The sequence below is a fragment of the Rhizobium sp. CB2179 genome (assembly GCF_057653455.1).
Genome location: NZ_CM172781.1, coordinates 2,269,448 through 2,291,634, shown reverse-complemented (window position 1 = coordinate 2,291,634; position 22,187 = coordinate 2,269,448). Strand labels below are relative to the sequence as shown.

Here is a 22,187-nt window from a genome sequence, read left to right as displayed (position 1 = left end):
GATGATGACATCTGAAACCGACTGCCGCCTTTCTTTCACCGGCGAGCTGCCTTCGTATCGCAAAGACCCGATGCCGGCTACTTCGCCTGCGCCAGAGGGCCGCTTGCGCCAGCAGGCCAACTGTGTGTTGGCCTGGAGCGAATGCAGTGTTCACGTTCCCAAGGATGTCAAAGCGTCATGAAGGAACTATATAGCGGGCCGAAAGACCTCGAGAATCCACAAGAGTCCTGCATGACCCCCATCATTTCCGTTCAGAACCTCACCAAGACCTACGGCAATGGGTTCGAGGCCCTGAAAGGCATCAATCTCGACGTTGAGAAGGGCGAGATCCTGGCGCTGCTCGGGCCGAACGGTGCGGGCAAGACGACGCTGATCTCGATCATCTGCGGCATCGCCAATCCGAGCCGCGGCCGGGTGCTGGTTGCTGGCCACGACGTCGTGAAGGATTTCCGCGCCACCCGCGGGATGATCGGGCTGGTGCCGCAGGAGCTGACCACCGATCAGTTCGAGACGGTGTTCAATACGGTGAGCTTTTCGCGTGGACTGCACGGCAAGAAGGCCAATCCTGCCCATATCGAGAAGGTGCTGCGCGCGCTCTCGTTGTGGGACAAGAAGGACAATATGCTGCGCCAGCTCTCCGGCGGCATGAAGCGGCGGGTGCTGATCGCCAAGGCGCTTTCCCATGAGCCGGAAATTCTTTTCCTCGACGAGCCGACCGCCGGCGTCGACGTGACGTTGCGCAAGGACATGTGGCATGTCGTTGAAGAGCTTCGGGCCTCCGGCGTCACCATCATTCTGACTACCCACTATATCGAAGAGGCCGAGGAAATCGCTGACCGTGTCGGCGTCATCAATGGCGGCAAGTTGCTGCTCGTCGAGGACAAGGCGGCGCTGATGGCCAAGCTCGGCCGCAAGCAACTCATCCTCGATCTCACCGAACCGCTCAGCCGCCTGCCGGATTGTTTTGCCGGCAATGGGCTGACGCTGGAAGCAGACGGCAACCGGCTGACTTATGATTTCGACGCTGGCAACGAACAGGAAAGCATCGCGGCCCTGCTGACCCGGCTCGGTGAGAACAATATCCATTTCAAGGATCTCTCGACGCGGCAAAGCTCGCTCGAGGACATCTTCGTGGCGCTGGTGGGAGCGGAAAAATGAACATCGAGGCCGTCAAATCGATCTATTTCTTCGAGATGGCGCGCACGCGCCGCACGCTGCTGCAGAGCGTCATCTCGCCTGTCATCTCGACCTCGCTCTATTTCATCGTCTTCGGCGCCGCTGTGGGATCACGCATTCAGGAGGTGGAGGGCGTGTCCTACGGCGCCTTCATCACACCCGGCCTGATCATGCTGACGCTGCTGGGCCAGTGCATCAGCAACGGCTCCTTCGGCATCTATTTCCCGAAATTCACCGGCACGATCTACGAGGTACTTTCCGCGCCGGTGGCGATGACGGAGATCCTGCTCGGTTATGTCGGGGCGGCGGCGACCAAGGGGATGCTGATCGGCTTCATCATTCTCCTGACTGCCAATCTCTTCGTCGACGTCAGGATCGAGCATCCCTTCATGATGATCCTGTTCTTCCTGCTGACGGCGATTACCTTCAGCCTGTTCGGCTTCATGATCGGCATCTGGGCCGGCAATTTCGAACAGCTGAACCTCATTCCCATGCTGGTCGTGCCGCCGCTGACCTTTCTCGGCGGCAGCTTCTATTCGGTCAGCATGCTGCCGCCCTTCTGGCAGGCGGTCAGCCACCTCAACCCGGTGCTCTATCTCGTCAGCGGCTTCCGCTGGAGTTTTTACGGGATCGCCGATGTCAATCCGGCGATCAGCCTGGCGATGATCACGATGTTTCTGGTGATCTGCCTGGGAACACTCGCCTGGATCTTCAAGACCGGTTACCGGCTGCGCAACTGATCCGGCCCTCAGGAAGTGCCGCAATTTCAACATGAAAGATTGCTCAGCAAGAGGTCATCGGTCATGGGGCAATCTGATGGTCAGCAGCAATGTGCTTGGATGCCTCGCAATCGCATCCATCTATTACCTAGCACCGCAGCAAGGCCCATCGCAGGAGGCCGCCCATCCCATCAAGGTTACCTTTGCTGTGGTGGTCGAGGGAAAGGAGCCTTTCTCTGCCGAGGTGTCATGCCTTCCCGACGACACATGCAGTCTCGCCAAGCATGACGATCTCGGCATTAATCTTGCAATTACAGTGTTTTCGGGCTCAGAGGCGCATGGTGAATTGAGCATCTATTGCTCGCCCAATTCTTGTTCCTTCCGGAATTTGCGATCACGGATCGAGTTCTTCGGTCGGCGTGCTACCGTCGATATTTTGTCCGGTGAGGCTGACTCTGGTGTCACGACTCTGCTGGTTGCAAGGCAACGCCCGAGGATCGGTGAAGTCCTCATCTCGTACTGAGCGCATTGCGCCAGTTTTCCGTCAGGCGCTGCTGACGAGAAGGGCGCCCGAGATGATGAGGAGGGTGCCGGCGACGAGCTTCATTATGTCGAGCTCGGAGGCTTCGCCGAGTCGTGCCGCCAGCCACTTCAACCCGGTGCCCTATCTTCAGCGGCTTCCGCTGGAGTTTTTACGGGATCGCCGACGTCAACCCGGCGATCAGCCTGGCGATGATCACGGTGTTCCTGGTGATCTGCCTGGGAACGCTCGCCTGGATCTTCAAGACCGACTACCGGCTGCGGAACTGATCAATCACCCGAACACGCGCCATCGGAAAACCCGATGACGCCATCGGTTTCTTCCGTTTTTCTTTCGCTCTGATCCGAGGCATCTGCTGCATCAGCCGAGAAGGAGATGGCAGATGACGGATATCAGGATCGAAGGCGCGAGGATCATTATTGTTGGCGGCAGTTCCGGAATGGGGCTGGCGCTTGCGGCGCGGTTGCTCGGGGAAGGGGCGGCGGTGACGATCGCAGGACGCCGCGAAGGTAAGCTCATGGCGGCTCGCCGCGATCTCGGCGAGCATCCTGGATTGGCGACGGTTGCCGTCGATATATCGCGCGAGGAAGAGGTCGCGGCGCTGTTCCGCAATAGTGGGCCGGTCGATCACATCGTCAGCACGGCGGCCGATATCGAAGGCGCCTATCAGTTGCTGCCTTCGATCGAGCTTGCGGCGGCGCAAAGGGTGGTCGAGAGCAAGTTCTACGGGCCACTGCTGCTGGCGAAATATGGTGCCGCCCATTTGCCGCCGTCAGGATCGATCACCTATACGTCAGGTATCGCGGCCTACCGGCCGGCGGCGCGTGGATCGGTGGTCGCAGCCGTCAATGCGGCGCTCGAAGGCCTGGTCAGGGCGCTGGCGATCGAGCTGGCGCCGATCCGGATCAACGCGGTGTCGCCCGGATGGGTGGATACGCCGATCTGGAGCTTCGTTGCGGGCGAGGCCAAGCAGGCAACGCTTGATGCGATGGCACAGCGCCTGCCGGCCGGACGCGTTGGACGGCCCGATGATATTGCCGATGCGATCCGCTTCCTGATTGGCAACGGCTTCACGACAGGCACTATCCTGCATGTCGAAGGCGGGCATCGGCTGGTCTGAGCGGCGAGAGTTCTTCGCTTGCCGATTGCAGCAGGAGGGTAAGCGCCGGCGGCTGCACGCGCCTGCGCCGCCACATCATCACCAGTGAAGCGGCAGGTGGATTGCCCGGCCATGGCAGTTCGACGACGTCGCCCCGTGTTGCGGCCGGGCCGACCGCAAGGCGCGGCACGAGGCCATAACCGGTGCCGGATGCGACGAGCCGGATGATCGTCGCGATGCTGTCGGCTTCGGTGACGATTGATGGTGCTGCAATCTGCGCTTCGGCAAAGGCAGTGTCGAACAGGTGACGGTAGACGCAGCCGGTTTCGGTGGCGACGAAGGGGGCGGTGCTCAGTGCCGCGAGGCTTGCAGGTAGCCGAGCTTGCGAATCGCGACCGCCAATCAGCACCAGCGGTTCGCTGCAGATGCGGCGCGTCAGGAAGCGCTCATCCTGCTGCCCGCGATCGAAGGTGAAGGCGACGTCGATCGAGCCGTGCTGCAATTGCGCAGGTAATTCGCCGCTGCCGCCGACCTTGAGCTTGAGGCCGACGTCTGGGTTCTTCCCGCGAAAGAGTGACAGCCACGGCGCCAGTCTTTCGGTGGCGATGGTTTCGAGCGTGCCCAAGGTGACGGACTGCTCCGCACTGCCGGCTGCGGCGCTGACGGCGGCCTTTGCTTCGTCGTTCAGCGCCAGTATCTCTTCGGCGTAGGCCTTGAGGACCGAAGCTGCCGCTGTCGGGACGACGCCCTGCCGGGAGCGGAGGAAGAGTTCTGCGCCCAGTTCCTCTTCCAGCGCCTGTATCTGGTCGCTGAGACTTGACTGAGCGAGATTGACCTCGGCAGCGGCGCGTGTGAGATTTTCGTGCCGGATCACCGCAAGGAATGTCTTCAATTGTCGTGGGTTCATGTCGAGCTCCGGTACGGCGCGCAGAGGCGCCTGGACGCAGGATATCAACAAAGCAGAAGGCGCTGCAACGCAGGAGCATGTGGCGGCGCACCAGTTCCCGTCAAGCGCTGCTGACGAGAAGGGCGCCCGAGATGATGAGGAGGGTGCCGGCGACGAGCTTCATTATGTCGAGCTCGGAGGCTTCGCCGAGAAAGACGGCGCCGATTGCCAGTGTCACCAGCACGTTGCAGCTCCAGATTGGGGCGAGTTTCGAGACGGGGACGCCGTAGGTGAAGAGCGTAAAGCTGATGAGGCCGGTACCGACGGCAAAGCAAGCGCCTGATGTGGCGGCAAAGCCAAGGCCCTCGGCGGTCCAGGGGGCAGGGCGCCAGATCAGTGCGGCGATCACGCCGGCGAGCGCGCAGGCAGAGCCGAAGGCGATCAGATAGACGGCGGAGCCGGTGGCGGCGGTCGCACTCTGCTTCTGGAAGATGGCGGTGATGCCCCAGAAAATGGCAGGCAGAATGCCGCCGATGACGATCGGCCAGAGGGAATTCATTGCGAAACTCCTGTCGCACCCATGGGTCAAGGCCTCGCATTGGGCAAAGGCCGGTCGAACATGCGGTGCCACCAGACTACAGCGCCGCGCGTCTTTTCAGATGCGCAAAGGACGCTGCAGCACTTTGAATTGTTGCAAAATTCCTTAAATCGATTCCGATTTAAGGGATTATGCGGCAGGAGTTTCTTTTTGGTCTCTGTGGTCTTGTTGTTCTTGCGCTCAAGCTGCCAGATCCGGTCGTCGCCGTAAAGCGGTGGAGCCGCAATTAGTCGCGCATGCGGAGTTCGTCGGTCTGCATCTGCAGCGAGCCCAGCGTTTCCAGGAAGCTCATGCCGAGAAGGCTCTGGTCGAGCCGGCCGTCCTCGGAGACGCTGGCTGCGACATTGTTGCGGACGATCGGGCCGATCGCCACCTGGTCGAGGGTGACGGGTGCTGCGCGGCCGCGGCCGTTGGCTGTCATGACAGTCATGGAATAGGTGAGGCGGGAGAGGTTGATGCCGATCCGTTCGGCATCTTCGCGCGACAGCGCCACCATGCTGGCGCCAGTATCGACGAGCATCTCGATCGTCTGGCCGTTGACCGCGACATCGGCTTGGAAATGGCCGTTCAGCAGCTTGTGCAGGATGATCTCCTGACCGCCCTCGCTTGTGGTGACGACGACGGCGCGGCCGGGAAGGAGGCCGGCGAGCAGCCTGTTGCCGACGCCGAGCGCTTCTTGGCGATAGAGGTAGACGGTCACGAGCGCCAGGATGATGACCAGCCAGATCATCATCTGGCGCATCGTTTCGCCGACGCTGCGCCGGCTCGCCCAGATGCCGGCCGACAGCATCAGCGCGATCGGCAGCAGATAGACGACGCGGCCGAAGTCATCGCTCTGCAGGCCAAGGATGCGGCTGCTGTCATTGTTGACGATCAGCACGGCAAGGCCGATGCCGATCACGACGAGGAAGACGGTCAAACGGATCATAAAGGCCGCTCCGACTCACCGGCGAGGCTCGTTTTCATATGGTTCGACAGCGTGGCGGCGCCTGCGAGCCTTGCCGGCAGCAGCGCCATGATCCGTCTTCGCTCGGTGTCGGAATAACTCATCCAGCTGCCGATTTCCCGAAGAGTCCGGCCGCATCCGGCGCAAAATCCGGTGGCGGGTTCCAGCGAGCAGACGTGAATGCAGGGTGTTTGCATGGAGGATATATCGGAGTTTCAAAGGGCCGTGGCAAGGGCGCAAAGAGTGGCGATCTCGCAAATTTGCTGCGTGGCGCCCAGCGTATCGCCGGTGTGGCCGGCGAGCTTGCGGCGGATGAAGGCGGTGAAGGCAAACCCTGCGATGCCGGTGGCGAGCAGGCTTGCGACCAGCGGCCGCAGGCCGAATGCCGGCCAGATCAGAAGCGCTGCGACGAGGCCGGCTGAGGCGAGCGCAAACTGCATCGCCGCCTCGTCCGGTTGGCCGGTCGAGGCGGCCACGCCATCGGCCTTTGCCGGTGCCAACCGCTGCCAGTGCCAGGCAATGGCGCCACGGCTGAGAGCCGCGACGGCCGGAATGGCGAGGGCTGCAGCCAGCGGCGCGGAATGGCGGGCGATGGCGGCAAGTGCGGCTGCGCGGATCGCGAAGGAGAGGATCAGGGCTATCGCGCCATAGGTGCCGATCCGGCTGTCCTTCATGATGAGCAGGCTCTGTTCGCGGCTCTTGCCGCCGCCGATGCCGTCGGCCGTATCGGCCAGACCGTCCTCGTGCAGCGCGCCGGTGACGAGGACCTGGACGGAAAGCGCGATCAGGGCTGCCATCAGCGGATCGGCGCGCAGCCCCAAAAGGAGGAAGAGGGCGAGTGCGGGGATGAAGCCGATGACGATGCCGGCAAAGGGAAAGGAGCGCACCAGCGGGCCGAGCATGCCGTCATAGCCCTTGAACAGCGATTGCCGCATGGGAATGCGGCTGAGGAAGGCGACGGCGCGGGCGGTATCGACCGCATAGTCCTTGATCTTCATTCTGTTTCGTTCTGCCGGAGGTCTCGGCTTATGGTCGCGGCTGCGCTTTTGGAGTTGTTCGCCTCGTCCGCCCGCTTTAAGAGAGTTGCCATCCGCAAAGAAGCTGATTTGCGGGGAAAAAACAAGAATACCCGGATTTATAGGAAAACCGCACAGATGAGCGTTTCAGGCCTGCCGTTCGACGATTTCCGTACCCTGCTCCGCGACCTGCCGGGGCCGGACGCCCGCGCGCTGGTGGCCGCGCGCGAACGTGACGCGCAGCTGACCAAGCCGCCGGGTGCGCTCGGACGGCTCGAGGAGGTCGCCTTCTGGCTTGCCGCCTGGACGGGCCGCACGCCTGCCGTCAACCGGCCGCTGGTGGCGATCTTTGCCGGCAATCACGGCGTCACCAGGCAAGGTATCACGCCCTTTCCGCCAACGGTGACGCAACAGATGGTCGAGAATTTTGCAGCCGGCGGTGCTGCAATCAACCAGATCTGTGTCGCCTATGATCTCGGATTGAAAGTCTTCGATCTGGCGCTCGATTATCCCACCGGCGACATCACCGAGGAGGCAGCACTTTCCGAGCGCGATTGCGCCGCGACCATGGCCTTCGGCATGGAGGCGATCGCCGGCGGCACCGACCTGCTCTGCATCGGCGAGATGGGCATCGGCAATACGACGATTGCGGCGGCGATCAACTATGCGCTTTACGGCGGTTCGGCGCGCGACTGGGTGGGACCCGGCACCGGTTCGGAAGGCGAGATGCTGGAGCGCAAGATCGCGGCAGTGGAAAAGGCGGTGGCGCTGCATGGCGACCATCTCGACGATCCGCTGGAGATCATGCGCCGGCTCGGCGGCCGCGAGATCGCTGCGATGGCCGGCGCCATTCTTGCGGCCCGCATGGAGCGCATTCCGGTGCTGATCGACGGTTATGTCGCGACCGCCGCGGCGGCGATCCTGAAGGCCGCCAATCCGTCCGCGCTCGATCATTGCCTGATCGGCCATGTCTCCGGCGAGCCCGGACATCTTCGCGCAATCGAGATGCTCGGCAAGACGCCGCTTCTGGCGCTTGGCATGCGGCTCGGCGAAGGCACCGGTGCCGCACTTGCCGCCGGTATCGTCAAGGCGGCCGCCGCCTGTCATTCCGGCATGGCGACCTTCGCCCAGGCGGGTGTGTCGAATAAGCATTAAGGCCGCAGTGGGCGCCGTCGATCCGCGCGCGTTCGCTTGCGCCGCCCAAATGGATTCGGTATTTGCGTATTCGCTCATTGATGGGGAGGCTCCCCGGTTTGATGCAACAGGAAGAGGAAGGGCATCTTGATGAAGCCTGCGGTGACGAAAGAGACCGGACTTCGGCATTTCATCGCCGCCGCCAGCTATTCCTGGGCAGGCTTTCTGCGGGTGCTGAAAGAGGCGGCCTTCCGTCAGGAACTCGGTTTTTTCATCGCTTCGATCGCAGCGCTGGCGCTGGTGGGAGCCACTGCGGGCGAGATCGTCGTCGCGGTGCTTCTGTTTCTCGGGCTCTTTTCGATGGAGGCGATGAATACGGCCGTTGAAGAGGTGATCGACCGGATTTCGCCGGAGATTTCGATTGTCGGCAAACATGCCAAGGATCTCGGCTCCTTCGCGGTAACCTGCATGATTGCCGCCTGCTGCCTCTATCTCGGCTTCGTCCTCGGAAAGCAGCTGTTCTTTAGCTGATTCAGGCAAAACTCTTGCGCTTGCGCGCAACGGCGTGAGCCTCCTCGACGGCCGGCAGGCTCTGGAGCACACGCTTGGCGGGCAGGATGGCGATGACCTCGGTGCCCTCGCGCAGTTTCGATTTCAGCAGGAACTGTCCGTCATGTTTGGCAAGGATCGCCTGGACGATCGGCAGGCCGAGGCCGGTACCCTGTTCGGCGCTCTTGATGGCGATCGAGCCCTGGCCAAAGGCCGACAGGACGACGGGAATCTCTTCTTCCGGAATGCCGGGGCCGTTGTCCTTGATCGAGATGTACTGGCCGCCGCCAGCTGTCCAGCCGACCTTAACGTGGATCTCGCCGCCCTGCGGCGTGAACTTGACCGCATTGGAGAGAAGGTTGAGCACCACCTGGCGCATCGACTTCTCGTCGGCCCAGATGGCCGGCAGCTGCCGCTCGAACTGGTCCGAAATGGCAATGTTCTTGGCGCGGGCGCGCAGCTGGACCATGCCGATGCAATCTTCGGTGATATCGAGAAGCGAAATCGCCTCCTCGCTCAGCTCGTATTTGCCGGCCTCGATGCGCGACAGGTCGAGGATCTCGTTGATGAGATCGAGCAGATGCTGGCCGGAGCGGTGGATATCGCCGGCATATTCCTTGTAGGTCGGATTGGCGAGCGGCCCCATGACTTCGGCCGACATCACCTCGGAAAAGCCGAGGATGGCGTTGAGAGGCGTTCGAAGCTCGTGCGACATGGAGGCAAGGAAGCGCGACTTGGCGAGGTTCGCCTCTTCGGCGCGGCGGCGAGCCTCGTCCGACATCGATTTCGCCACTTCCAGCTCTGCGATCAGGTCGTCCTTCTCCGACTGATATGAGAGAATCCTGAGGTTCGACTTGAAGAGCCGGTCGCTGATATAATTGAAGAAGACAAGAGTGGTGGTGAAGGCCACCGTCAGGCTGATTTCGAGCAGGTCGCGCGACAGGCCGCTCTTGGCGGCGAGCGCCAGGACCGCCGGTGAGAAGGCGGCGAGCACGGCAGGCGTCAGCATGAAGTTCGACATCGCCGTGACGGAGAGCGCGATCAGCAGCGTCGCGCCCTTATAGAGAATGAAACTCGATGGCTCGCAGGTGTCGCAGCCTTGCAGCGCGAAGACGGCCCAGCAGCAGCCGAGCAGGAACTGGCCGGAGAGCAGCAGGCGGCGCCATTTGCGGGCGTTCTCGGAGGTGATTTCCTGCCGGCGGGCGCGGCGCGCCAGCAGGATATTGCCGGTATGACAGGTGAGCGTCAGCAGCGCCCAGAAGAGCAATTGGGTGTTCTGGGTGAAATAGACGCCAAGCGCGGTGATGATGACGACGAAGAGCGGCATGAGCGACGCGCTCTGCAGCACCGATGCCACATACATGTTGAGCACGTCACGATCGAAGGAGGAATTTGACGCATGACCGGACTGAAGACGTTCGCGCGTCTGCCGCACGGCCTTGGAAACGGCCTTGTTGCGGTGGCTGCGCGACCTGTCGACGATGATCTTGTCGGTCGATGTGCTTACGCCGGTACTCATGTGCACGTTGAAACTTCATCCCAGGGTGGATAAGAGCTTAACCGACAATTCTTAAGAAGATGTTTGCCATCTTTGCCAAGGATTTGTTTTTTAAGGAGGCGAAAGCGTGACACGGGGCCTGCGCCTGATTCGCGACGGCGTGACCGCTTTTGCCCTGCTGGTGCTCGTGGCGCTGATCGCCGCCAAGCTCAACGATGCAGCAAAAATCGAGCATGCCGGCGCCTTTCATGCTGCCGACGGTGACAGTCTGGCGTTGGGAGGCGAACGGTTGCGCCTCGAAGGCATCGATGCGCCGGAGCTCAACCAAAGCTGCGAGCGGGCGGGGAAGGCCTGGGCCTGCGGGCGCGCGGCGCGCGAGGCGCTGCAGGATATGGTGCTGGCATCGGGAACTGTTTGTCAGGGCAGCCGGCGCGACCGCTACGACAGGCTGCTCGTCGTCTGCCGGAGCGGGGCGGGCGGCGACATCAATGCCGCCATGGTGCGCCGGGGCATGGCCATTTCTTATGGCGATTATGGCAAAGAGGAGGCCGAGGCAAAGGGCCAGAAGGCGGGCCTCTGGGCCGGGACTTTCGAGCGGCCACGCGATGTGCGCGACCATGCGCGCCAGAGTTCCGGTTTCGACGGCGTCCTGCGCTTTATCGGGCAGGCTGTCGGATGGGAGTAAAGTCATGAGCGACGAAGCCATGCTGGAGATGCTGCGGCAGGAGATCGGCTCCTGTCGCATCTGTCGAGACGCACCGGGAAAAGGCCTCGAACACCGGCTGCCGCACGAGCCGCGGCCAGTGGTGGTGATCTCATCGAACGCGCGCATCCTGATCGCCGGGCAGGCGCCCGGGCTTCGGGTGCATGAGAGCGGCCTGCCGTTCGACGATGCATCGGGAGACCGCCTGCGATCATGGCTCGGTGTTGACAGGGCAAGCTTCTACGACCGCGACCGATTCGCTATCGTGCCGATGGGCTTCTGCTTTCCCGGCTACGACGACAAGGGCGCGGATCTGCCGCCGCGGCGTGAATGCGCGCCGTTCTGGCGGCAAAGGGTGATCTCGGCCATGCCGCAGATCGAACTGGTGCTGGTCATCGGCCAATATGCGCAGGCCTGGCATATGGCCGGTGAAAGGCGGGACAATATGACCGAGACGGTGCGGGCATGGCGTGACTGTTTTCTGTCCAACCGATCGCCGGCGGTGCTGCCGCTGCCGCACCCGAGCTGGCGCAACAGCGGCTGGCTGAAGCGCAATCCTTGGTTCGAGGAAGAATTGCTCCCGGTCTTGCAGGAACGGACGAAAATGCTGCTTTCCTGAAACAAAATTCTTTTAGTTGCACGGAATCGAGTTATACAAAGAAAATAATTCGAAAGGACTGTTGTGCGCATGGACCGCCTCGACCGAAAAATACTGCGTCTTCTGCAAGAAGATTCGACGCTTGCCGTTGCCGATCTCGCCAAGAAAGTGGGGCTTTCGACGACGCCATGCTGGCGGCGCATCCAGAAAATGGAAGAAGACGGCGTCATCAAGCGCCGAGTCGCCATCCTTGATCCAGAGAAGGTCAACACCAAGGTCACCGTCTTCGTGTCGATTCGCACCGCCACCCATTCGATTGAATGGCTGCGCCGCTTTTCCGAGGTGGTCGCCGAATTCCCCGAAGTGGTCGAATTCTACCGGATGAGCGGCGATGTCGATTATCTCCTGCGAGTCGTCGTGCCTGATATTGCCGCCTATGACGCTTTTTATAAGCGGATGATCGCCAAGATTGAGATTCGCGACGTTTCCTCCGCCTTTGCGATGGAGCAGATCAAGTATTCGACGCAGCTGCCGCTCGACTACATGATTCTCGACAATGCCAAATCCAACGAGGATTGAGGTCAAGCGTGCGGTCATGACCGCACGCGATAATGCCAAATCCGAAGACTGGGACCACGCGTGAGTCTGACCGGGGATATACCTATTGGGTGTGTTCTGGCCGCAAGCGGGAATGCCGGTTCCGCAAAACCAAGTTTTGGCCAGTGCGGTCGGCGATTGCAAAAAAGCCTCAAAAATAGCAAAAAAACGCTCAAATCGACCCAAATTCCTGGAAAAGTGAATAGCCTAGTAAGGATTCCGGGGTTATGGTTGATGAAACCACGGGGCGATATGTCATAATTTCGTCTCATTGGTATCGAATTCAGAACACCATGTTCTAAACCGCTGCCTTGTTTGTGCTTGTTAGCCGGCGGTAGAGTTTATGCGCTTCACCAGTATGTTCGACGGGGGTCGAGCGGTGGAGAATTTGACAGATGGGGTGTAGCGTTTTGCGGCTTGCGATGGAGGATTTCCGTCGCGGAGCCGTTTGTCGTGTTTTTCGCCTAAATATTTGAAGTTGTTGTATAAAAATCACGTCACCGGGGAAAGTTGCTCGAAGGAGCCCACCTGGCGTGTATCGAGAATTGCTTGATAGGTCCTTGTATGTGATGACGGTTTGGCGGTTCGATCGATCCGCACGCCGAGATGGCTGTTCAAACTGGGCCGGCTTCAAATCGACTACCCGATCTGAAGCCAGCCCCGATCGACAAAGGAATGGATTGGTAAATGAACATCAGAATGGTTTTGCTTGCATCAGCAGCAGCATTTGCTGCATCGACGCCGGTTCTTGCAGCTGACGCTATTGTTGCTGCTGAGCCGGAACCGGTTGAATATGTTCGCGTCTGCGACGCTTACGGCACCGGCTACTTCTACATCCCGGGCACCGAAACCTGCCTCAAGATCGAAGGCTACATCCGTTTCCAGGTTAACGTTGGCGAAGATGTCGGCGGCGATTCGGACTGGGATGCCGTCACCCGCGGTCAGGTTCAGTTCACGGCCAAGAGCGACACCGAGTATGGTCCGCTGACCGGCGTCATCGTCATGCAGTTCAATGCTGACAACGCCACCGATCAGGACGCCATTCTCGACTCCGCTTACCTCGACGTCGCGGGCTTCCGCGCCGGTCTGTTCTACAGCTGGTGGGACGATGGTCTCTCCGGCGAAACCGACGACATCGGCTCGGTTGTAACGCTGCACAACTCCATCCGTTATCAGTATGAAAGCGGCACCTTCTACGCTGGCCTCAGCGTCGACGAACTGGAAGACGGCGTCTACAAGGCCGACGAAGAAGCCAACAACGTTGGCGTTGCCTTCGGCGTTGGTGGCACTGCCGGTGCGTTCAGCTACCAGATCACCGGTGGCTATGACGTCGACAACGAAGACGGTGCTGTCCGTGCAATGGGCACGGTTGACATCGGTCCCGGTACGCTCGGCCTCGCCGGCGTATACTCTTCCGGCCCGAACTCCTACTACTCTTCGGCTGAATGGGCTGTTGCTGCCGAATACGCAATCAAGGCAACTGACAAGCTGAAGATCACGCCGGCCGTTCAGTACTACGGCAACTACTTCGGCGGCGACAAGGCCGTTCCGGATGACTTCGACGGTCTCGGCGATGCCTGGAAGGTCGGTCTGACGGTTGATTACCAGATCGTCGACAACTTCTACGCCAAGGCTTCGGTTCAGTACCTCGATCCGGATGATGGTGACGACTCCACGACGGGCTACTTCCGTCTGCAGCGTTCGTTCTAATCCACTTAGTGGATGCTCCCGGTCTTCGGACCGGGAGCACTTAAATCAGTTTCTGATCCGAGTGACCTCCGATCAGCTACGGGGACGGGTCCGGTCTTCCCTGCCGGACCGTCCTTGCAGCGTTTTTGAAGCGCCGTCTTCAATGCCGTTTTTCAGAATCGCCTTTTGAGGTGAACCCAACAGGTACGTTGCGTATCGCACGTCGGCATCTGCCAGCCTCGCCTCTCGAGGCACTCCGTTTTTCAATCTTTCAAACGAGCTGGATCCACCGATAGAATTATCGTGCGGACGGCTGTTGGTCTGTCTGCCTATGCGGCGTCGGCTGGCTTTGCCGCAATAGGTCGCGAAAAGAAAATCCAATGCCGACAATGTGATCACAGCTTTTTGGGAGAGAGGATACAACCCTTGCTGGGGGCCGGCATTCATTCCTACTCTCGGATAGCTTGTTCTTATGGACGATCTCAACGACTACTATTATTTCGCCGCTGTCGTCTCCAGCGGCGGTTTCGCTTCTGCAAGTCGCGATCTAAAAATACCACGTTCGAAGCTCAGCAGGCGGGTCAGCCGGCTTGAGGAAGGGCTTGGCGCAAGGCTCATAGAACGCTCGACTCGCCACTTCCGGGTGACTGAGATCGGCCAGGCTTTCTACGAAAGATGCCAGACCATCCTGCAGGAGGCCGATCGCGCCAAATCGATCGTCAGCGAGGCTCAGTCCGACCCGCAAGGTGTGGTGCGTATGGGCTGCCCGCTCGGTCTCGTCGACATATCGATCGGGGGGATCCTGCCCGAATTCCTGGAACGTTATCCGAAGATCAAGCTGCAGATCATCGGCTCCGAGCGGCGCGCCGATCTCATCAACGAACGGATCGACCTCGAGGTGAGGGCGACCAACGAGCCGGAGACGCAGACGAGCCTGACGATGCGTAAGCTCGACCGTATCAGGCGTATCCTGGTCGCAAGTCCGTCGCTCGTCGAACGTACCGGCAACTTGCATTGTGTGGACGAACTCGCGGACCTGCCGACGCTGGCGATGACGTCATGGGTGTCGTTCCACACCTGGGAACTGGTCGGTCCGAATGACGCCAAGCAGGTGATTCGGCATCAGCCGCGGCTCACCTGCCGCAGTATGACCGCCATCCTCGACGCAGCCCGTGCCGGCCTCGGCTTCGGGCTTTTGCTCGAAAGTGCCTGCGAGGCCGATCTCCAGGCCGGCAAGCTGGTGCGGGTGCTGCCGGAATGGCAGTCGGAGGAGAGCCAGTTCTACATCGTCTTCACGACAGCGAAGGGCATGCCGCCGGCGGTGCGGGTCCTGATCGATTTCCTGGTCGAAAAATCCAGGCAGCATTGATTTAGAGCCTTTCCGGGTTAGATTGAAGCATTCTGCCGGAGCAGGTTTTCGTCAGGGCAAAGGCGATTGGCGACGGGCATACCCCAGGGTACGTCCGAGCCGATCGCCTTTGTCCTGGCGGAAAGATGCCCGGCCCTTCGGGTTGGCTGAAACGGGCCGGCTGATCGACCGGCCGGCTTGGCCGTAGAGCTTGGCTACGACGCGCGCCGGCCGGCCAACCATCCGACTCCGTTTGAGCCAACAGAATGCTTCAATCTAACCCGGAAAGGCTCTAGTTATTCGAGCCGGCATCCCGCCTCATCTCAACCGTGCCAACAGCTTTTCGTCGGCCAGTTCCCTGGCGGCATCCTTGCCGATCCAGTGGGCGGTTTTATCAGGGCTTTCCGCCAGGATCCTTGCGAGTGCCAGGGCCGGCGCATGGCAGGCGAGATTGCGCTTGCCGATACTGCGCAGGGCCCAATTCACGGCCTTGCGCACGAAGTTTCGCGGGTCGTCGGCATGGGCCTCGATCAGCGGCAACCAAGCGAGGATGGTCGCATCAGGTTCCTTCTTCAAGTGAACCGCGGCACCGGCAATCATGGCGAAGGCGGTGCGCCTGATAAATTCACGCTCGTCGGCGGCGAAGTCTGAGATGAGTTCATCCAGCCGGGCTTCAACGAAGAGATCGGCGGCGCAATCGACGATCTCCCAGGAGTTGAAATCAGCGGCCCAATTTCGGGCTTCTTCAGACGTCAACCGCTTCGGCTCGGCTGTGTAGAGGGCAAGCAGGCGGGCTTCGCGGATATCGCTTCGCCAGAGCTGCATTGCCCTGAGGTGATCCTTCTTCGCCAGTCTGGCGACCGCCCTGATATCGGGATTGGAGATACCGAGGGCGTGATCGGTAACGATGCCGAAGCGCGCCATGGCGGCGACATTCTCCTCCGAACGCAGGGTTTCGAGATGCGCGATCAGTTCGGCCGCATCGGAGGAGGGGTCGATCATTTTTCGAGGCGGGCAAGCAGCGAGGATGTGTCCCAGCGATTGCCGCCCATTGCCTGCACGTCGCCGTAGAACTGGTCGACGACGGCGGTGACCGGTAGCTTGGCGCCATTGCGGCGGGCTTCGGTGAGCACGATGCCGAGATCCTTGCGCATCCAGTCGACCGCAAAGCCGAAGTCATATTTGCCTGCGTTCATGGTCTTGTGGCGGTTTTCCATCTGCCAGGAACCGGCCGCACCCTTGGAAATCACCTCGACGACCTTTTCAATATCCAGGCCGGCGCGCTTGCCGAAATGCAGCGCTTCGGCAAGTCCCTGGACGAGGCCGGCGATGCAGATCTGGTTGACCATCTTGGTCAGCTGGCCCGAGCCTGCCGGCCCCATCAGGCCAACCATGCGGGCATAGGCGTCGATGACAGGCCTGGCGCGTTCGAAGACGGCCTCGTCGCCGCCGCACATGACGGTCAGGACACCGTTTTCGGCGCCGGCCTGGCCGCCGGAGACGGGCGCATCGATGAAATCGACACCTTTTTCCTTTGCCGCGGCATGAAGTTCGCGGGCGATCTCAGCGCTGGCGGTGGTGTTGTCGATCAGCACCGAACCCGGCTTCATGCCGTGCAGGGCGCCGTTTTCACCCAATGTCACCGAGCGGAGATCTTCGTCATTGCCGACGCAGACGAAGACGAAATCGGCTCCAGTGGCTGCCTTGGCCGGAGTGGGAGCGGCGTGGCCCGAAAATTTCTCGGCCCAGGCGGCGGCTTTTGCCGGCGTGCGGTTATAGACGGTGACATCGTGGCCGCCTTTCGTCTTCAGATGGCCCGCCATGGGAAACCCCATGACGCCGAGACCGATGAACGCGACTTTTGCCATATGTCCTATCCTTTTCCTGAAGTGCAGGCCCGAGGATTAACCGAAACGGCGGGAGCAGAAAAGCCCGTGAAGACGGACTTCCCTCCGATTGGCGCATATGAGGCTGGCCGCCGTTCGGCCGAGCCCTAGATTAGCGACAGGGCATTATGTTTCCGGGAGGTGACATGAGCGAAATTCCGACGATCAAGCCGCGGCGCAAAGGCCGCAGCGGAATGCAGGCGATGCTTATTCCATCGCAGCAGATGGTCGCAGAGCAAATTCGATCGGCACCGGAAGGTGTCCTCACCGACGTCGGCCTTCTCCGTCGCCGTCTCGCTGCTCAATACGGGGCAGACGCCTGTTGCCCGGTGACCATGCAGCGGCATTTGCGTGCGATCGCCGAGCTATCCTTCGGGGCACTGGAGAAGGGCGAGCCGGTGTCGACGGTTACGCCCTATTGGCGCATGGTCGATCCCGCAAGTCTGCTTGCGAAGCGTCTCACAGGTGGCCCCACCTTCATCCGGGAGCGGCTGGCCGCGGAAGGTCGGGAGTGAGCCGGGATGGTAGGCAGCATATGGCGCGCGAAAAAAAATCCGCTCAAGGGCGATTTCCGAGCTGCAAAATTTCAGCAAAGGCGGAAACTTGCAAATAAAATTGTCGATATAAATTATAGATTTCATCATCATGGAATTCACCACTGACGGGGTCGACCAGCCGAAAGACAGGCCCGACACCATAAAAAAAGGGGAAAGTCATGATTTCACGTCGACAAACGCTCGGGCTTTTCGCAGCAGCTGCGGCCACGGCAATCCTGCCGGCTGTCAGGCCGGCACGCGCTGCCGCCAGCGAGTTCCGTATCGGCTGGCAGAAGAACGGCGTGCTGGCGCTCGCCAAGCGTCGCAGCGCACTTGAAAAGCGGCTTGCCGATCACGGCATTACCGTCAGCTGGTCGGAATTCACCTCCGGCCCGCCGCTTCTCGAAGCGTTAGGCGCAGGCGCTCTCGATTTCGGCGCGACCGGCGATGTACCGCCGCTCTTTGCCCAGGCGGCCGGCGGGCAGCTCTATTATGTCGGTCTCTACAAGGGTAGCCCGGCAGCCTCGGCCATCCTCGTGCGCAAGGATTCGTCGATCAAGACACTTGAAGACCTCAAGGGAAAAAAGGTCGCTTTCAAGCGCGGCTCCAGCGCGCATAATGTAACGGTCAAGGTTCTGCGCAAGGCAGGCCTGAAGCCCGAAGATGTCGAGCAGCTCGACCTTTCGCCGCCGGATGCTGCCGCCGCTTTCAAGAATGGCAGTATCGACGCCTGGTCGATCTGGGATCCATATCTGGCGATTGCCGAAGCTGATCCGGAGACTCGTATCATCACGACCGCTGAAGGCATCGTCGACTCCTACAGTTTCTTCCTCGCCAATCGCGATTTTACCGATGCTAATGGGCAAGTGATCGTCGACGTGATCGATGAGCTTGCCAAGGTCGGTAAGTCGGCACAGAGCAATCTCGACGAAACGGTGAAGGAGCTTTCCGAAATTACCGGTGTGCCAGCTGACGTGACGCGCGTGACATTGACACGCAAGGGCGCCGATCTCGGCAGCGTCTCGACCATCACCGATGCCGCCGCCGCCTATCAGCAAGCACTCGCAGACGAGTTCTACGGGCTCGGCATCCTGCCGAAGAAGCTCGTGACCGGCGATATCGTCTGGCGTCCCAAGGCGAGCTGATTTTCCGGCCGAGCCAAGATTTCCGCGAGGCGGCATGGAGAGGGCCTCCATGCCGCTGAACCGGAAAAATATTCTCCAAAACGGATTAGAATAGTAAATTGATATTGTCGATCTAATTGATAGTCTATGTCAATATCCTCGCGATCGAGCGGACACCGAAAGGCATCTGCCTGCTGCCATCCGATCGACAGGGATATTTCAGATGCTCGCGCATAGACAGACAGCCGGCCTTCTTGCCGCCCCGCCCACTACGATCCTCCCAAGCATCTGTGCGGCGGCGGCGCTACGCAAGGCAGACAGAGAGCTATCTCGACCACGCGAGTTGATTTTCGAATTCCGCAGCTAAAGGACCGTCTTCCAATGACCACCTCCCATACAGGCACATCCGAGCCCATCAATTTCCTCTGGTTCATCCCGACATCGGGCGACGGCACCTATCTCGGCTCCTCTGATCTCAACCGCGCGCCCGAGATCGGCTATCTCACGCAGATCGCTCAGGCCGTCGACCGGCTCGGCTATTCCGGCGTGCTGCTGCCGACCGGGGTTGCCTGCGAAGAATCCTTCGTGACGGCGGCAGCCCTTGCCGCCAAAACCGAGAAGCTGCAGTTCCTGGTGGCGATCCGTCCCGGCACCGCATCGCCTGCCTATTACGCGCGTCTTGCGACGACGCTCGACCGCATCTCCAACGGCCGCCTGCTGCTCAACGTCGTCGTCGGCGGTAGCCCGGCGGAGCTAGCCGGCGATGGCATCCATCTCGAGCATGACGAGCGCTATGCCCATGCCGAAGAGTTCTTCACCGTCTTCGAGGAACTGCTGGAAAAGGGAACGGCAAGCTTCGACGGCAAATACATCAAGGCGACCAATGCGCGCCTCGGCTTTCCCTCGGTGCAGAACCCGCGCCCGCCGCTCTATTTCGGCGGCTCGTCGGATGCCGGCATCGATTTCTCCGTCGGCCGTGTCGACAAGTACCTGACCTGGGGCGAGCCGCCGGCACAGGTTGCCGAGAAGGTCACCAAGGTGCGCAAGGCTGCCGGCGAACGCGGCCGCGAGGTGAGCTTCGGCATTCGTCTGCACTTCATCGTGCGCGAAACCGATGATGAAGCATGGGAGGCGGCCGAGCGACTGATCCGCCATCTCGACGACGATACGATCCGCGAGGCGCAGGAGCGCTTCGTCCACGAGTCCGACTCGGTCGGCCAGAAGCGCATGGCCGCCCTTCATGGCGGGCGCCGCGACAAGCTCGAAGTCTCGCCGAACCTCTGGGCCGGTGTCGGCCTGGTGCGCGCCGGTGCGGGCACGGCGCTTGTGGGATCGCCGAAGACGGTGGCTGCGCGCCTTCGCGAGTATCAGGAGATCGGCATCGATACGGTCATCGGCTCCGGCTATCCGCATCTCGAAGAGGCCTATCGCGTCGCCGAACTGCTTTTCCCAGAACTCGGCATCACCCGCGAGCAGCAGCGCCTGGGCTTCAACAACGAGTTCGGCCGCAAGCAGGTCTTCGCAGGCGGCAGCCATGGCGGCAATCTGAAAGTCGTCTCCGGCTCCTGAGCTCGAACGAAGACGCCGAGCGTGACACCGTCGCGAGCCGCTTACGGCTTGCGACATCCTGCTCCCGATAAGCGCGAGGACAATGCATGTCGACTTTCGATACTCCGTTCGTACGGTCGGTCGCTTCCGAAAAGGCCGGGAAGGCGGGTTTGCGCCTGCCGCTGCCCGGCCTGGACAAGCTGACCCCCTATCTGGTGCCGGTGGCGATCGTGGCGTTGTGGCAGCTTGCCTCCTCGGCCGGCTGGATCTCATCGCGCATTATGCCGTCGCCGGCCGATGTCGGCCTCGCCTTCTGGTCAACGACGGTTTCCGGCCAGTTGCCGAACGACGTGCTGGTGAGCGCCGGCCGCGCCTTTGCCGGCCTTCTCGTCGGCGGTTCGATCGGCTTTCTGTTCGGTATTGCCAATGGCGTATCGCGCATTTCCGAGCAGTTGACCGATACGACGCTGCAGATGCTGCGCACCATTCCGCATCTGGCGATGATCCCGCTTGTCATCCTGTGGTTCGGAATCGGGGAGGAATCGAAGCTGTTTCTCACGTCGCTCGGCGTGCTCTTCCCCGTTTATCTCAACACCTATCACGGGGTGCGCAATGTCGATCGCGACCTGATCGAAATGGGCAAGGTCTATGGCATGGGCAACTGGACGCTATTCCGCAAGGTGATCTTTCCAGGCGCGCTGCCGTCGATCTTCGTCGGCCTCAGATATGCGCTCGGCATCATGTGGCTGACGCTGATCGTATCGGAATCGATCGCCGCATCGTCAGGCATCGGCCACATGGCCAACAATGCCCGCGAATTCATGATGACTGACGTCGTCGTGCTCGCCCTTGTCATCTATGCCGTGCTCGGCAAGCTTGCCGATGTCATCGCCCGGGTTCTGGAGAGGCGGCTGCTCGCCTGGAACCCGGTCTATCAGAAATAGGAGAGACGCCATGACATCGATCGCGCATGAGCGTTTTCACGCCGTCGCCGAAGAGCCAGCTTATGCGCGTGAGAACGCACCCGCGGTGGGCCATAGTGCGCCCGCGGCGATCAGCCTGACGGGACTTGAAAAGAATTTTGGGGCCAACCGCGTACTGCGCGGCATCAATCTGCATATTCCGGCCGGCCAGTTCGTTGCCGTAATTGGCAAGAGCGGCTGTGGAAAGAGCACGCTGCTGCGCATCCTGATGGGCCTTGACGAGCCGAGCGCCGGCGAATTGCATTTCGAGGATGCCGGCGGCGCGCAGGCGAGCCCGAACGCGCGCATCGTCTTTCAGGAGCCGCGGCTGCTGCCCTGGCTCAGTGTCGCCGACAATGTGGTGGTCGGGCTGGGTGACGGCATCGACAGGCGGGCGGCGCTGAAGGCGGCCGACGCCGTGCTTGCCGAAGTCCAGCTTGGCGAAAAGACCGGGGAATGGCCGGCGCGGCTTTCCGGCGGGCAACGGCAGCGCGTGGCGTTGGCGCGGGCGCTGGTCAGCCGGCCGGGCGTGCTGGCACTCGACGAACCGCTCGGCGCACTCGACGCGCTGACGCGGATCAGCATGCAGGAACTCATCAACCGTGTCTGGTGCGAACTCGGCTTCACCGCAGTGCTCGTCACCCATGATGTCAGCGAGGCGGTGCATCTCGCCGACCGGGTCATCGTGCTCGACGAGGGGCGGATCGCACTCGATCTTGCCATTCCCTATCCGCGTCCGCGCCGGCACGGCCATCCTGGCCTCGCCGAGCTGGAAGGCCGGCTGCTTGCCGCGATTCTCGGCACCGACGGCGGCCATTGATCTTAGCGCGATTCGCGATGCTGCATGACCTCGGCATAGGCGAGGCGTATTGGTGCGAGCATGCATGACCAATGGCGAAAATGCATAGCCGCTTGGGTATGTGAAGTTCACCTATCTCTGCCACGCGCGCTGCCATGCGCACCAAATTTAGCAATACTATTTTCCTCAATTCGTTTTACGTTCAGCTTGACTCATTCATACCTCCATGGATATA

At 61.0% G+C, this 22,187-nt stretch carries 25 protein-coding genes and 1 pseudogene; 17 read left to right on the top strand and 9 right to left on the bottom strand.

The genetic code is table 11. The features are described 5' to 3' along the window. Positions 1-231: 231 nt before the first annotated feature. The 5 genes and pseudogenes from AC244Q_RS11445 (at position 232) to AC244Q_RS11425 (ending at position 3,556) form a co-directional block, all read left to right on the top strand. Positions 232-1,158: an ABC transporter ATP-binding protein gene (locus AC244Q_RS11445; protein WP_017994342.1), complete on the top strand. Its 927-nt coding sequence runs from the start codon at positions 232-234 to the stop codon at positions 1,156-1,158. Further along, positions 1,155-1,916: an ABC transporter permease gene (locus AC244Q_RS11440; protein WP_012757797.1), complete on the top strand. Its 762-nt coding sequence runs from the start codon at positions 1,155-1,157 to the stop codon at positions 1,914-1,916. The genes AC244Q_RS11445 and AC244Q_RS11440 overlap by 4 nt, the downstream gene beginning before the upstream one ends. Positions 1,917-1,992: 76 nt before the next feature. Then, complete coding sequence (locus AC244Q_RS11435) at positions 1,993-2,418, top strand: hypothetical protein (protein WP_113545815.1); 426 nt, start codon at positions 1,993-1,995, stop codon at positions 2,416-2,418. Positions 2,419-2,530: 112 nt separating this feature from the next. Further along, positions 2,531-2,705 (top strand): annotated as a pseudogene (locus tag AC244Q_RS11430) (ABC transporter permease); the annotation flags it as partial. Positions 2,706-2,818: 113 nt separating this feature from the next. Then, on the top strand, positions 2,819-3,556 hold the full coding sequence (locus AC244Q_RS11425; protein WP_113545814.1) for an SDR family oxidoreductase: 738 nt from the start codon (positions 2,819-2,821) through the stop codon (positions 3,554-3,556). Here AC244Q_RS11425 and AC244Q_RS11420 read toward each other — a convergent pair. The 5 genes from AC244Q_RS11420 to AC244Q_RS11400 all read right to left on the bottom strand — a co-directional run bounded on the left by AC244Q_RS11420 (position 3,519) and on the right by AC244Q_RS11400 (position 6,963). Further along, complete coding sequence (locus tag AC244Q_RS11420; RefSeq protein ID WP_113545813.1) at positions 3,519-4,442, bottom strand: LysR family transcriptional regulator; 924 nt, start codon at positions 4,440-4,442, stop codon at positions 3,519-3,521. The two genes, AC244Q_RS11425 and AC244Q_RS11420, sit on opposite strands and share 38 nt — an antisense overlap. Before the next feature lie 100 nt (positions 4,443-4,542). Continuing rightward, positions 4,543-4,980 carry an EamA family transporter gene (locus AC244Q_RS11415; RefSeq protein WP_113545812.1) on the bottom strand — a complete coding sequence of 146 codons (438 nt, stop codon included), beginning with the start codon at positions 4,978-4,980 and terminating at the stop codon, positions 4,543-4,545. Between the two features lie 265 nt (positions 4,981-5,245). Further along, positions 5,246-5,947 (bottom strand): TIGR02281 family clan AA aspartic protease, encoded by a 702-nt coding sequence (locus tag AC244Q_RS11410; RefSeq protein ID WP_113545811.1) that lies wholly within the window; start codon positions 5,945-5,947, stop codon positions 5,246-5,248. Then, the gene (locus AC244Q_RS11405; RefSeq protein WP_113545810.1) at positions 5,944-6,162 is read right to left on the bottom strand and encodes a DUF1289 domain-containing protein; all 219 of its coding nucleotides are present in this window, start codon (positions 6,160-6,162) and stop codon (positions 5,944-5,946) included. Before AC244Q_RS11405 ends, AC244Q_RS11410 begins: the two co-directional genes overlap by 4 nt. Positions 6,163-6,180: 18 nt before the next feature. Further along, positions 6,181-6,963 (bottom strand): adenosylcobinamide-GDP ribazoletransferase, encoded by a 783-nt coding sequence (locus tag AC244Q_RS11400; protein WP_113545809.1) that lies wholly within the window; start codon positions 6,961-6,963, stop codon positions 6,181-6,183. 156 nt (positions 6,964-7,119) lie between these two features. Between AC244Q_RS11400 and cobT the strand changes: the two genes are divergently transcribed. Both cobT and AC244Q_RS11390 read left to right on the top strand, forming a co-directional pair. Further along, on the top strand, positions 7,120-8,136 hold the full coding sequence (gene cobT / locus AC244Q_RS11395) for a nicotinate-nucleotide--dimethylbenzimidazole phosphoribosyltransferase (RefSeq protein WP_113545808.1): 1,017 nt from the start codon (positions 7,120-7,122) through the stop codon (positions 8,134-8,136). Positions 8,137-8,262: 126 nt separating this feature from the next. After that, positions 8,263-8,646 carry a diacylglycerol kinase gene (locus tag AC244Q_RS11390; protein WP_017994335.1) on the top strand — a complete coding sequence of 128 codons (384 nt, stop codon included), beginning with the start codon at positions 8,263-8,265 and terminating at the stop codon, positions 8,644-8,646. A gap of 1 nt (position 8,647) precedes the next feature. Here the strand turns inward: AC244Q_RS11390 and AC244Q_RS11385 are convergent, their stop codons facing one another. Continuing rightward, on the bottom strand, positions 8,648-10,183 hold the full coding sequence (locus AC244Q_RS11385; protein ID WP_012757788.1) for a sensor histidine kinase: 1,536 nt from the start codon (positions 10,181-10,183) through the stop codon (positions 8,648-8,650). A 106-nt stretch (positions 10,184-10,289) separates the two neighbouring features. Between AC244Q_RS11385 and AC244Q_RS11380 the strand changes: the two genes are divergently transcribed. From AC244Q_RS11380 to AC244Q_RS11365, 4 genes are all read left to right on the top strand, one after another. Next, entirely contained in the window at positions 10,290-10,847 is a 558-nt protein-coding gene (locus AC244Q_RS11380; protein WP_012757787.1) for a thermonuclease family protein, read from the top strand. A 4-nt stretch (positions 10,848-10,851) separates the two neighbouring features. Beyond that, a complete protein-coding gene (locus AC244Q_RS11375) occupies positions 10,852-11,484 on the top strand; it encodes a uracil-DNA glycosylase family protein (protein ID WP_012757786.1) in 633 nt (210 codons plus the stop codon). 69 nt (positions 11,485-11,553) lie between these two features. Then, on the top strand, positions 11,554-12,042 hold the full coding sequence (locus tag AC244Q_RS11370; protein WP_003540387.1) for an Lrp/AsnC family transcriptional regulator: 489 nt from the start codon (positions 11,554-11,556) through the stop codon (positions 12,040-12,042). 705 nt (positions 12,043-12,747) lie between these two features. Beyond that, positions 12,748-13,770 carry a porin gene (locus AC244Q_RS11365; protein WP_012757785.1) on the top strand — a complete coding sequence of 341 codons (1,023 nt, stop codon included), beginning with the start codon at positions 12,748-12,750 and terminating at the stop codon, positions 13,768-13,770. Between the two features lie 72 nt (positions 13,771-13,842). Here AC244Q_RS11365 and AC244Q_RS11360 read toward each other — a convergent pair whose 3' ends face one another. Further along, positions 13,843-14,196 (bottom strand): hypothetical protein, encoded by a 354-nt coding sequence (locus AC244Q_RS11360; protein ID WP_128408013.1) that lies wholly within the window; start codon positions 14,194-14,196, stop codon positions 13,843-13,845. A gap of 25 nt (positions 14,197-14,221) precedes the next feature. Here AC244Q_RS11360 and AC244Q_RS11355 point away from each other — a divergent pair, with 25 nt between their 5' ends. Further along, positions 14,222-15,118: a LysR substrate-binding domain-containing protein gene (locus AC244Q_RS11355; RefSeq protein WP_113545806.1), complete on the top strand. Its 897-nt coding sequence runs from the start codon at positions 14,222-14,224 to the stop codon at positions 15,116-15,118. Between the two features lie 297 nt (positions 15,119-15,415). On the opposite strand, the gene AC244Q_RS11350 is transcribed toward AC244Q_RS11355, so the two are convergent. Both AC244Q_RS11350 and AC244Q_RS11345 read right to left on the bottom strand, forming a co-directional pair. Continuing rightward, positions 15,416-16,099 carry a DNA alkylation repair protein gene (locus tag AC244Q_RS11350; protein WP_017994333.1) on the bottom strand — a complete coding sequence of 228 codons (684 nt, stop codon included), beginning with the start codon at positions 16,097-16,099 and terminating at the stop codon, positions 15,416-15,418. Continuing rightward, entirely contained in the window at positions 16,096-16,965 is an 870-nt protein-coding gene (locus AC244Q_RS11345) for an NAD(P)-dependent oxidoreductase (RefSeq protein ID WP_012757782.1), read from the bottom strand. The genes AC244Q_RS11350 and AC244Q_RS11345 overlap by 4 nt, the downstream gene beginning before the upstream one ends. A gap of 164 nt (positions 16,966-17,129) precedes the next feature. Between AC244Q_RS11345 and AC244Q_RS11340 the strand changes: the two genes are divergently transcribed. The 5 genes from AC244Q_RS11340 (at position 17,130) to AC244Q_RS11320 (ending at position 21,973) form a co-directional block, all read left to right on the top strand. After that, a complete protein-coding gene (locus tag AC244Q_RS11340) occupies positions 17,130-17,498 on the top strand; it encodes a hypothetical protein (protein WP_012757781.1) in 369 nt (122 codons plus the stop codon). Between the two features lie 200 nt (positions 17,499-17,698). Next, positions 17,699-18,664, top strand: a complete 966-nt coding sequence (locus AC244Q_RS11335) for an aliphatic sulfonate ABC transporter substrate-binding protein (RefSeq protein ID WP_113548310.1) — start codon at positions 17,699-17,701, stop codon at positions 18,662-18,664. Positions 18,665-19,024: 360 nt separating this feature from the next. Continuing rightward, positions 19,025-20,212, top strand: a complete 1,188-nt coding sequence (ssuD, locus tag AC244Q_RS11330) for an FMNH2-dependent alkanesulfonate monooxygenase (RefSeq protein ID WP_113548311.1) — start codon at positions 19,025-19,027, stop codon at positions 20,210-20,212. Positions 20,213-20,298: 86 nt separating this feature from the next. Beyond that, positions 20,299-21,135 carry an aliphatic sulfonate ABC transporter permease SsuC gene (gene ssuC / locus AC244Q_RS11325; protein ID WP_113548312.1) on the top strand — a complete coding sequence of 279 codons (837 nt, stop codon included), beginning with the start codon at positions 20,299-20,301 and terminating at the stop codon, positions 21,133-21,135. Positions 21,136-21,145: 10 nt separating this feature from the next. Continuing rightward, positions 21,146-21,973 (top strand): ATP-binding cassette domain-containing protein, encoded by an 828-nt coding sequence (locus AC244Q_RS11320; RefSeq protein ID WP_113548313.1) that lies wholly within the window; start codon positions 21,146-21,148, stop codon positions 21,971-21,973. The last annotated feature ends 214 nt before the right edge of the window (positions 21,974-22,187 follow it).

Coding starts and splice junctions, on each gene's coding strand:
- AC244Q_RS11445 (WP_017994342.1), top strand. CDS start 232: ATGACCCCCATCATTTCCGTTCAGAACCTCACCAAGACCTACGGCAAT.
- AC244Q_RS11440 (WP_012757797.1), top strand. CDS start 1,155: ATGAACATCGAGGCCGTCAAATCGATCTATTTCTTCGAGATGGCGCGC.
- AC244Q_RS11435 (WP_113545815.1), top strand. CDS start 1,993: ATGGTCAGCAGCAATGTGCTTGGATGCCTCGCAATCGCATCCATCTAT.
- AC244Q_RS11425 (WP_113545814.1), top strand. CDS start 2,819: ATGACGGATATCAGGATCGAAGGCGCGAGGATCATTATTGTTGGCGGC.
- AC244Q_RS11420 (WP_113545813.1), bottom strand. CDS start 4,442: ATGAACCCACGACAATTGAAGACATTCCTTGCGGTGATCCGGCACGAA.
- AC244Q_RS11415 (WP_113545812.1), bottom strand. CDS start 4,980: ATGAATTCCCTCTGGCCGATCGTCATCGGCGGCATTCTGCCTGCCATT.
- AC244Q_RS11410 (WP_113545811.1), bottom strand. CDS start 5,947: ATGATCCGTTTGACCGTCTTCCTCGTCGTGATCGGCATCGGCCTTGCC.
- AC244Q_RS11405 (WP_113545810.1), bottom strand. CDS start 6,162: ATGCAAACACCCTGCATTCACGTCTGCTCGCTGGAACCCGCCACCGGA.
- AC244Q_RS11400 (WP_113545809.1), bottom strand. CDS start 6,963: ATGAAGATCAAGGACTATGCGGTCGATACCGCCCGCGCCGTCGCCTTC.
- cobT (WP_113545808.1), top strand. CDS start 7,120: ATGAGCGTTTCAGGCCTGCCGTTCGACGATTTCCGTACCCTGCTCCGC.
- AC244Q_RS11385 (WP_012757788.1), bottom strand. CDS start 10,183: ATGAGTACCGGCGTAAGCACATCGACCGACAAGATCATCGTCGACAGG.
- AC244Q_RS11375 (WP_012757786.1), top strand. CDS start 10,852: ATGAGCGACGAAGCCATGCTGGAGATGCTGCGGCAGGAGATCGGCTCC.
- AC244Q_RS11370 (WP_003540387.1), top strand. CDS start 11,554: ATGGACCGCCTCGACCGAAAAATACTGCGTCTTCTGCAAGAAGATTCG.
- AC244Q_RS11365 (WP_012757785.1), top strand. CDS start 12,748: ATGAACATCAGAATGGTTTTGCTTGCATCAGCAGCAGCATTTGCTGCA.
- AC244Q_RS11360 (WP_128408013.1), bottom strand. CDS start 14,196: ATGAATGCCGGCCCCCAGCAAGGGTTGTATCCTCTCTCCCAAAAAGCT.
- AC244Q_RS11355 (WP_113545806.1), top strand. CDS start 14,222: ATGGACGATCTCAACGACTACTATTATTTCGCCGCTGTCGTCTCCAGC.
- AC244Q_RS11350 (WP_017994333.1), bottom strand. CDS start 16,099: ATGATCGACCCCTCCTCCGATGCGGCCGAACTGATCGCGCATCTCGAA.
- AC244Q_RS11345 (WP_012757782.1), bottom strand. CDS start 16,965: ATGGCAAAAGTCGCGTTCATCGGTCTCGGCGTCATGGGGTTTCCCATG.
- AC244Q_RS11340 (WP_012757781.1), top strand. CDS start 17,130: ATGAGCGAAATTCCGACGATCAAGCCGCGGCGCAAAGGCCGCAGCGGA.
- AC244Q_RS11335 (WP_113548310.1), top strand. CDS start 17,699: ATGATTTCACGTCGACAAACGCTCGGGCTTTTCGCAGCAGCTGCGGCC.
- ssuD (WP_113548311.1), top strand. CDS start 19,025: ATGACCACCTCCCATACAGGCACATCCGAGCCCATCAATTTCCTCTGG.
- ssuC (WP_113548312.1), top strand. CDS start 20,299: ATGTCGACTTTCGATACTCCGTTCGTACGGTCGGTCGCTTCCGAAAAG.
- AC244Q_RS11320 (WP_113548313.1), top strand. CDS start 21,146: ATGACATCGATCGCGCATGAGCGTTTTCACGCCGTCGCCGAAGAGCCA.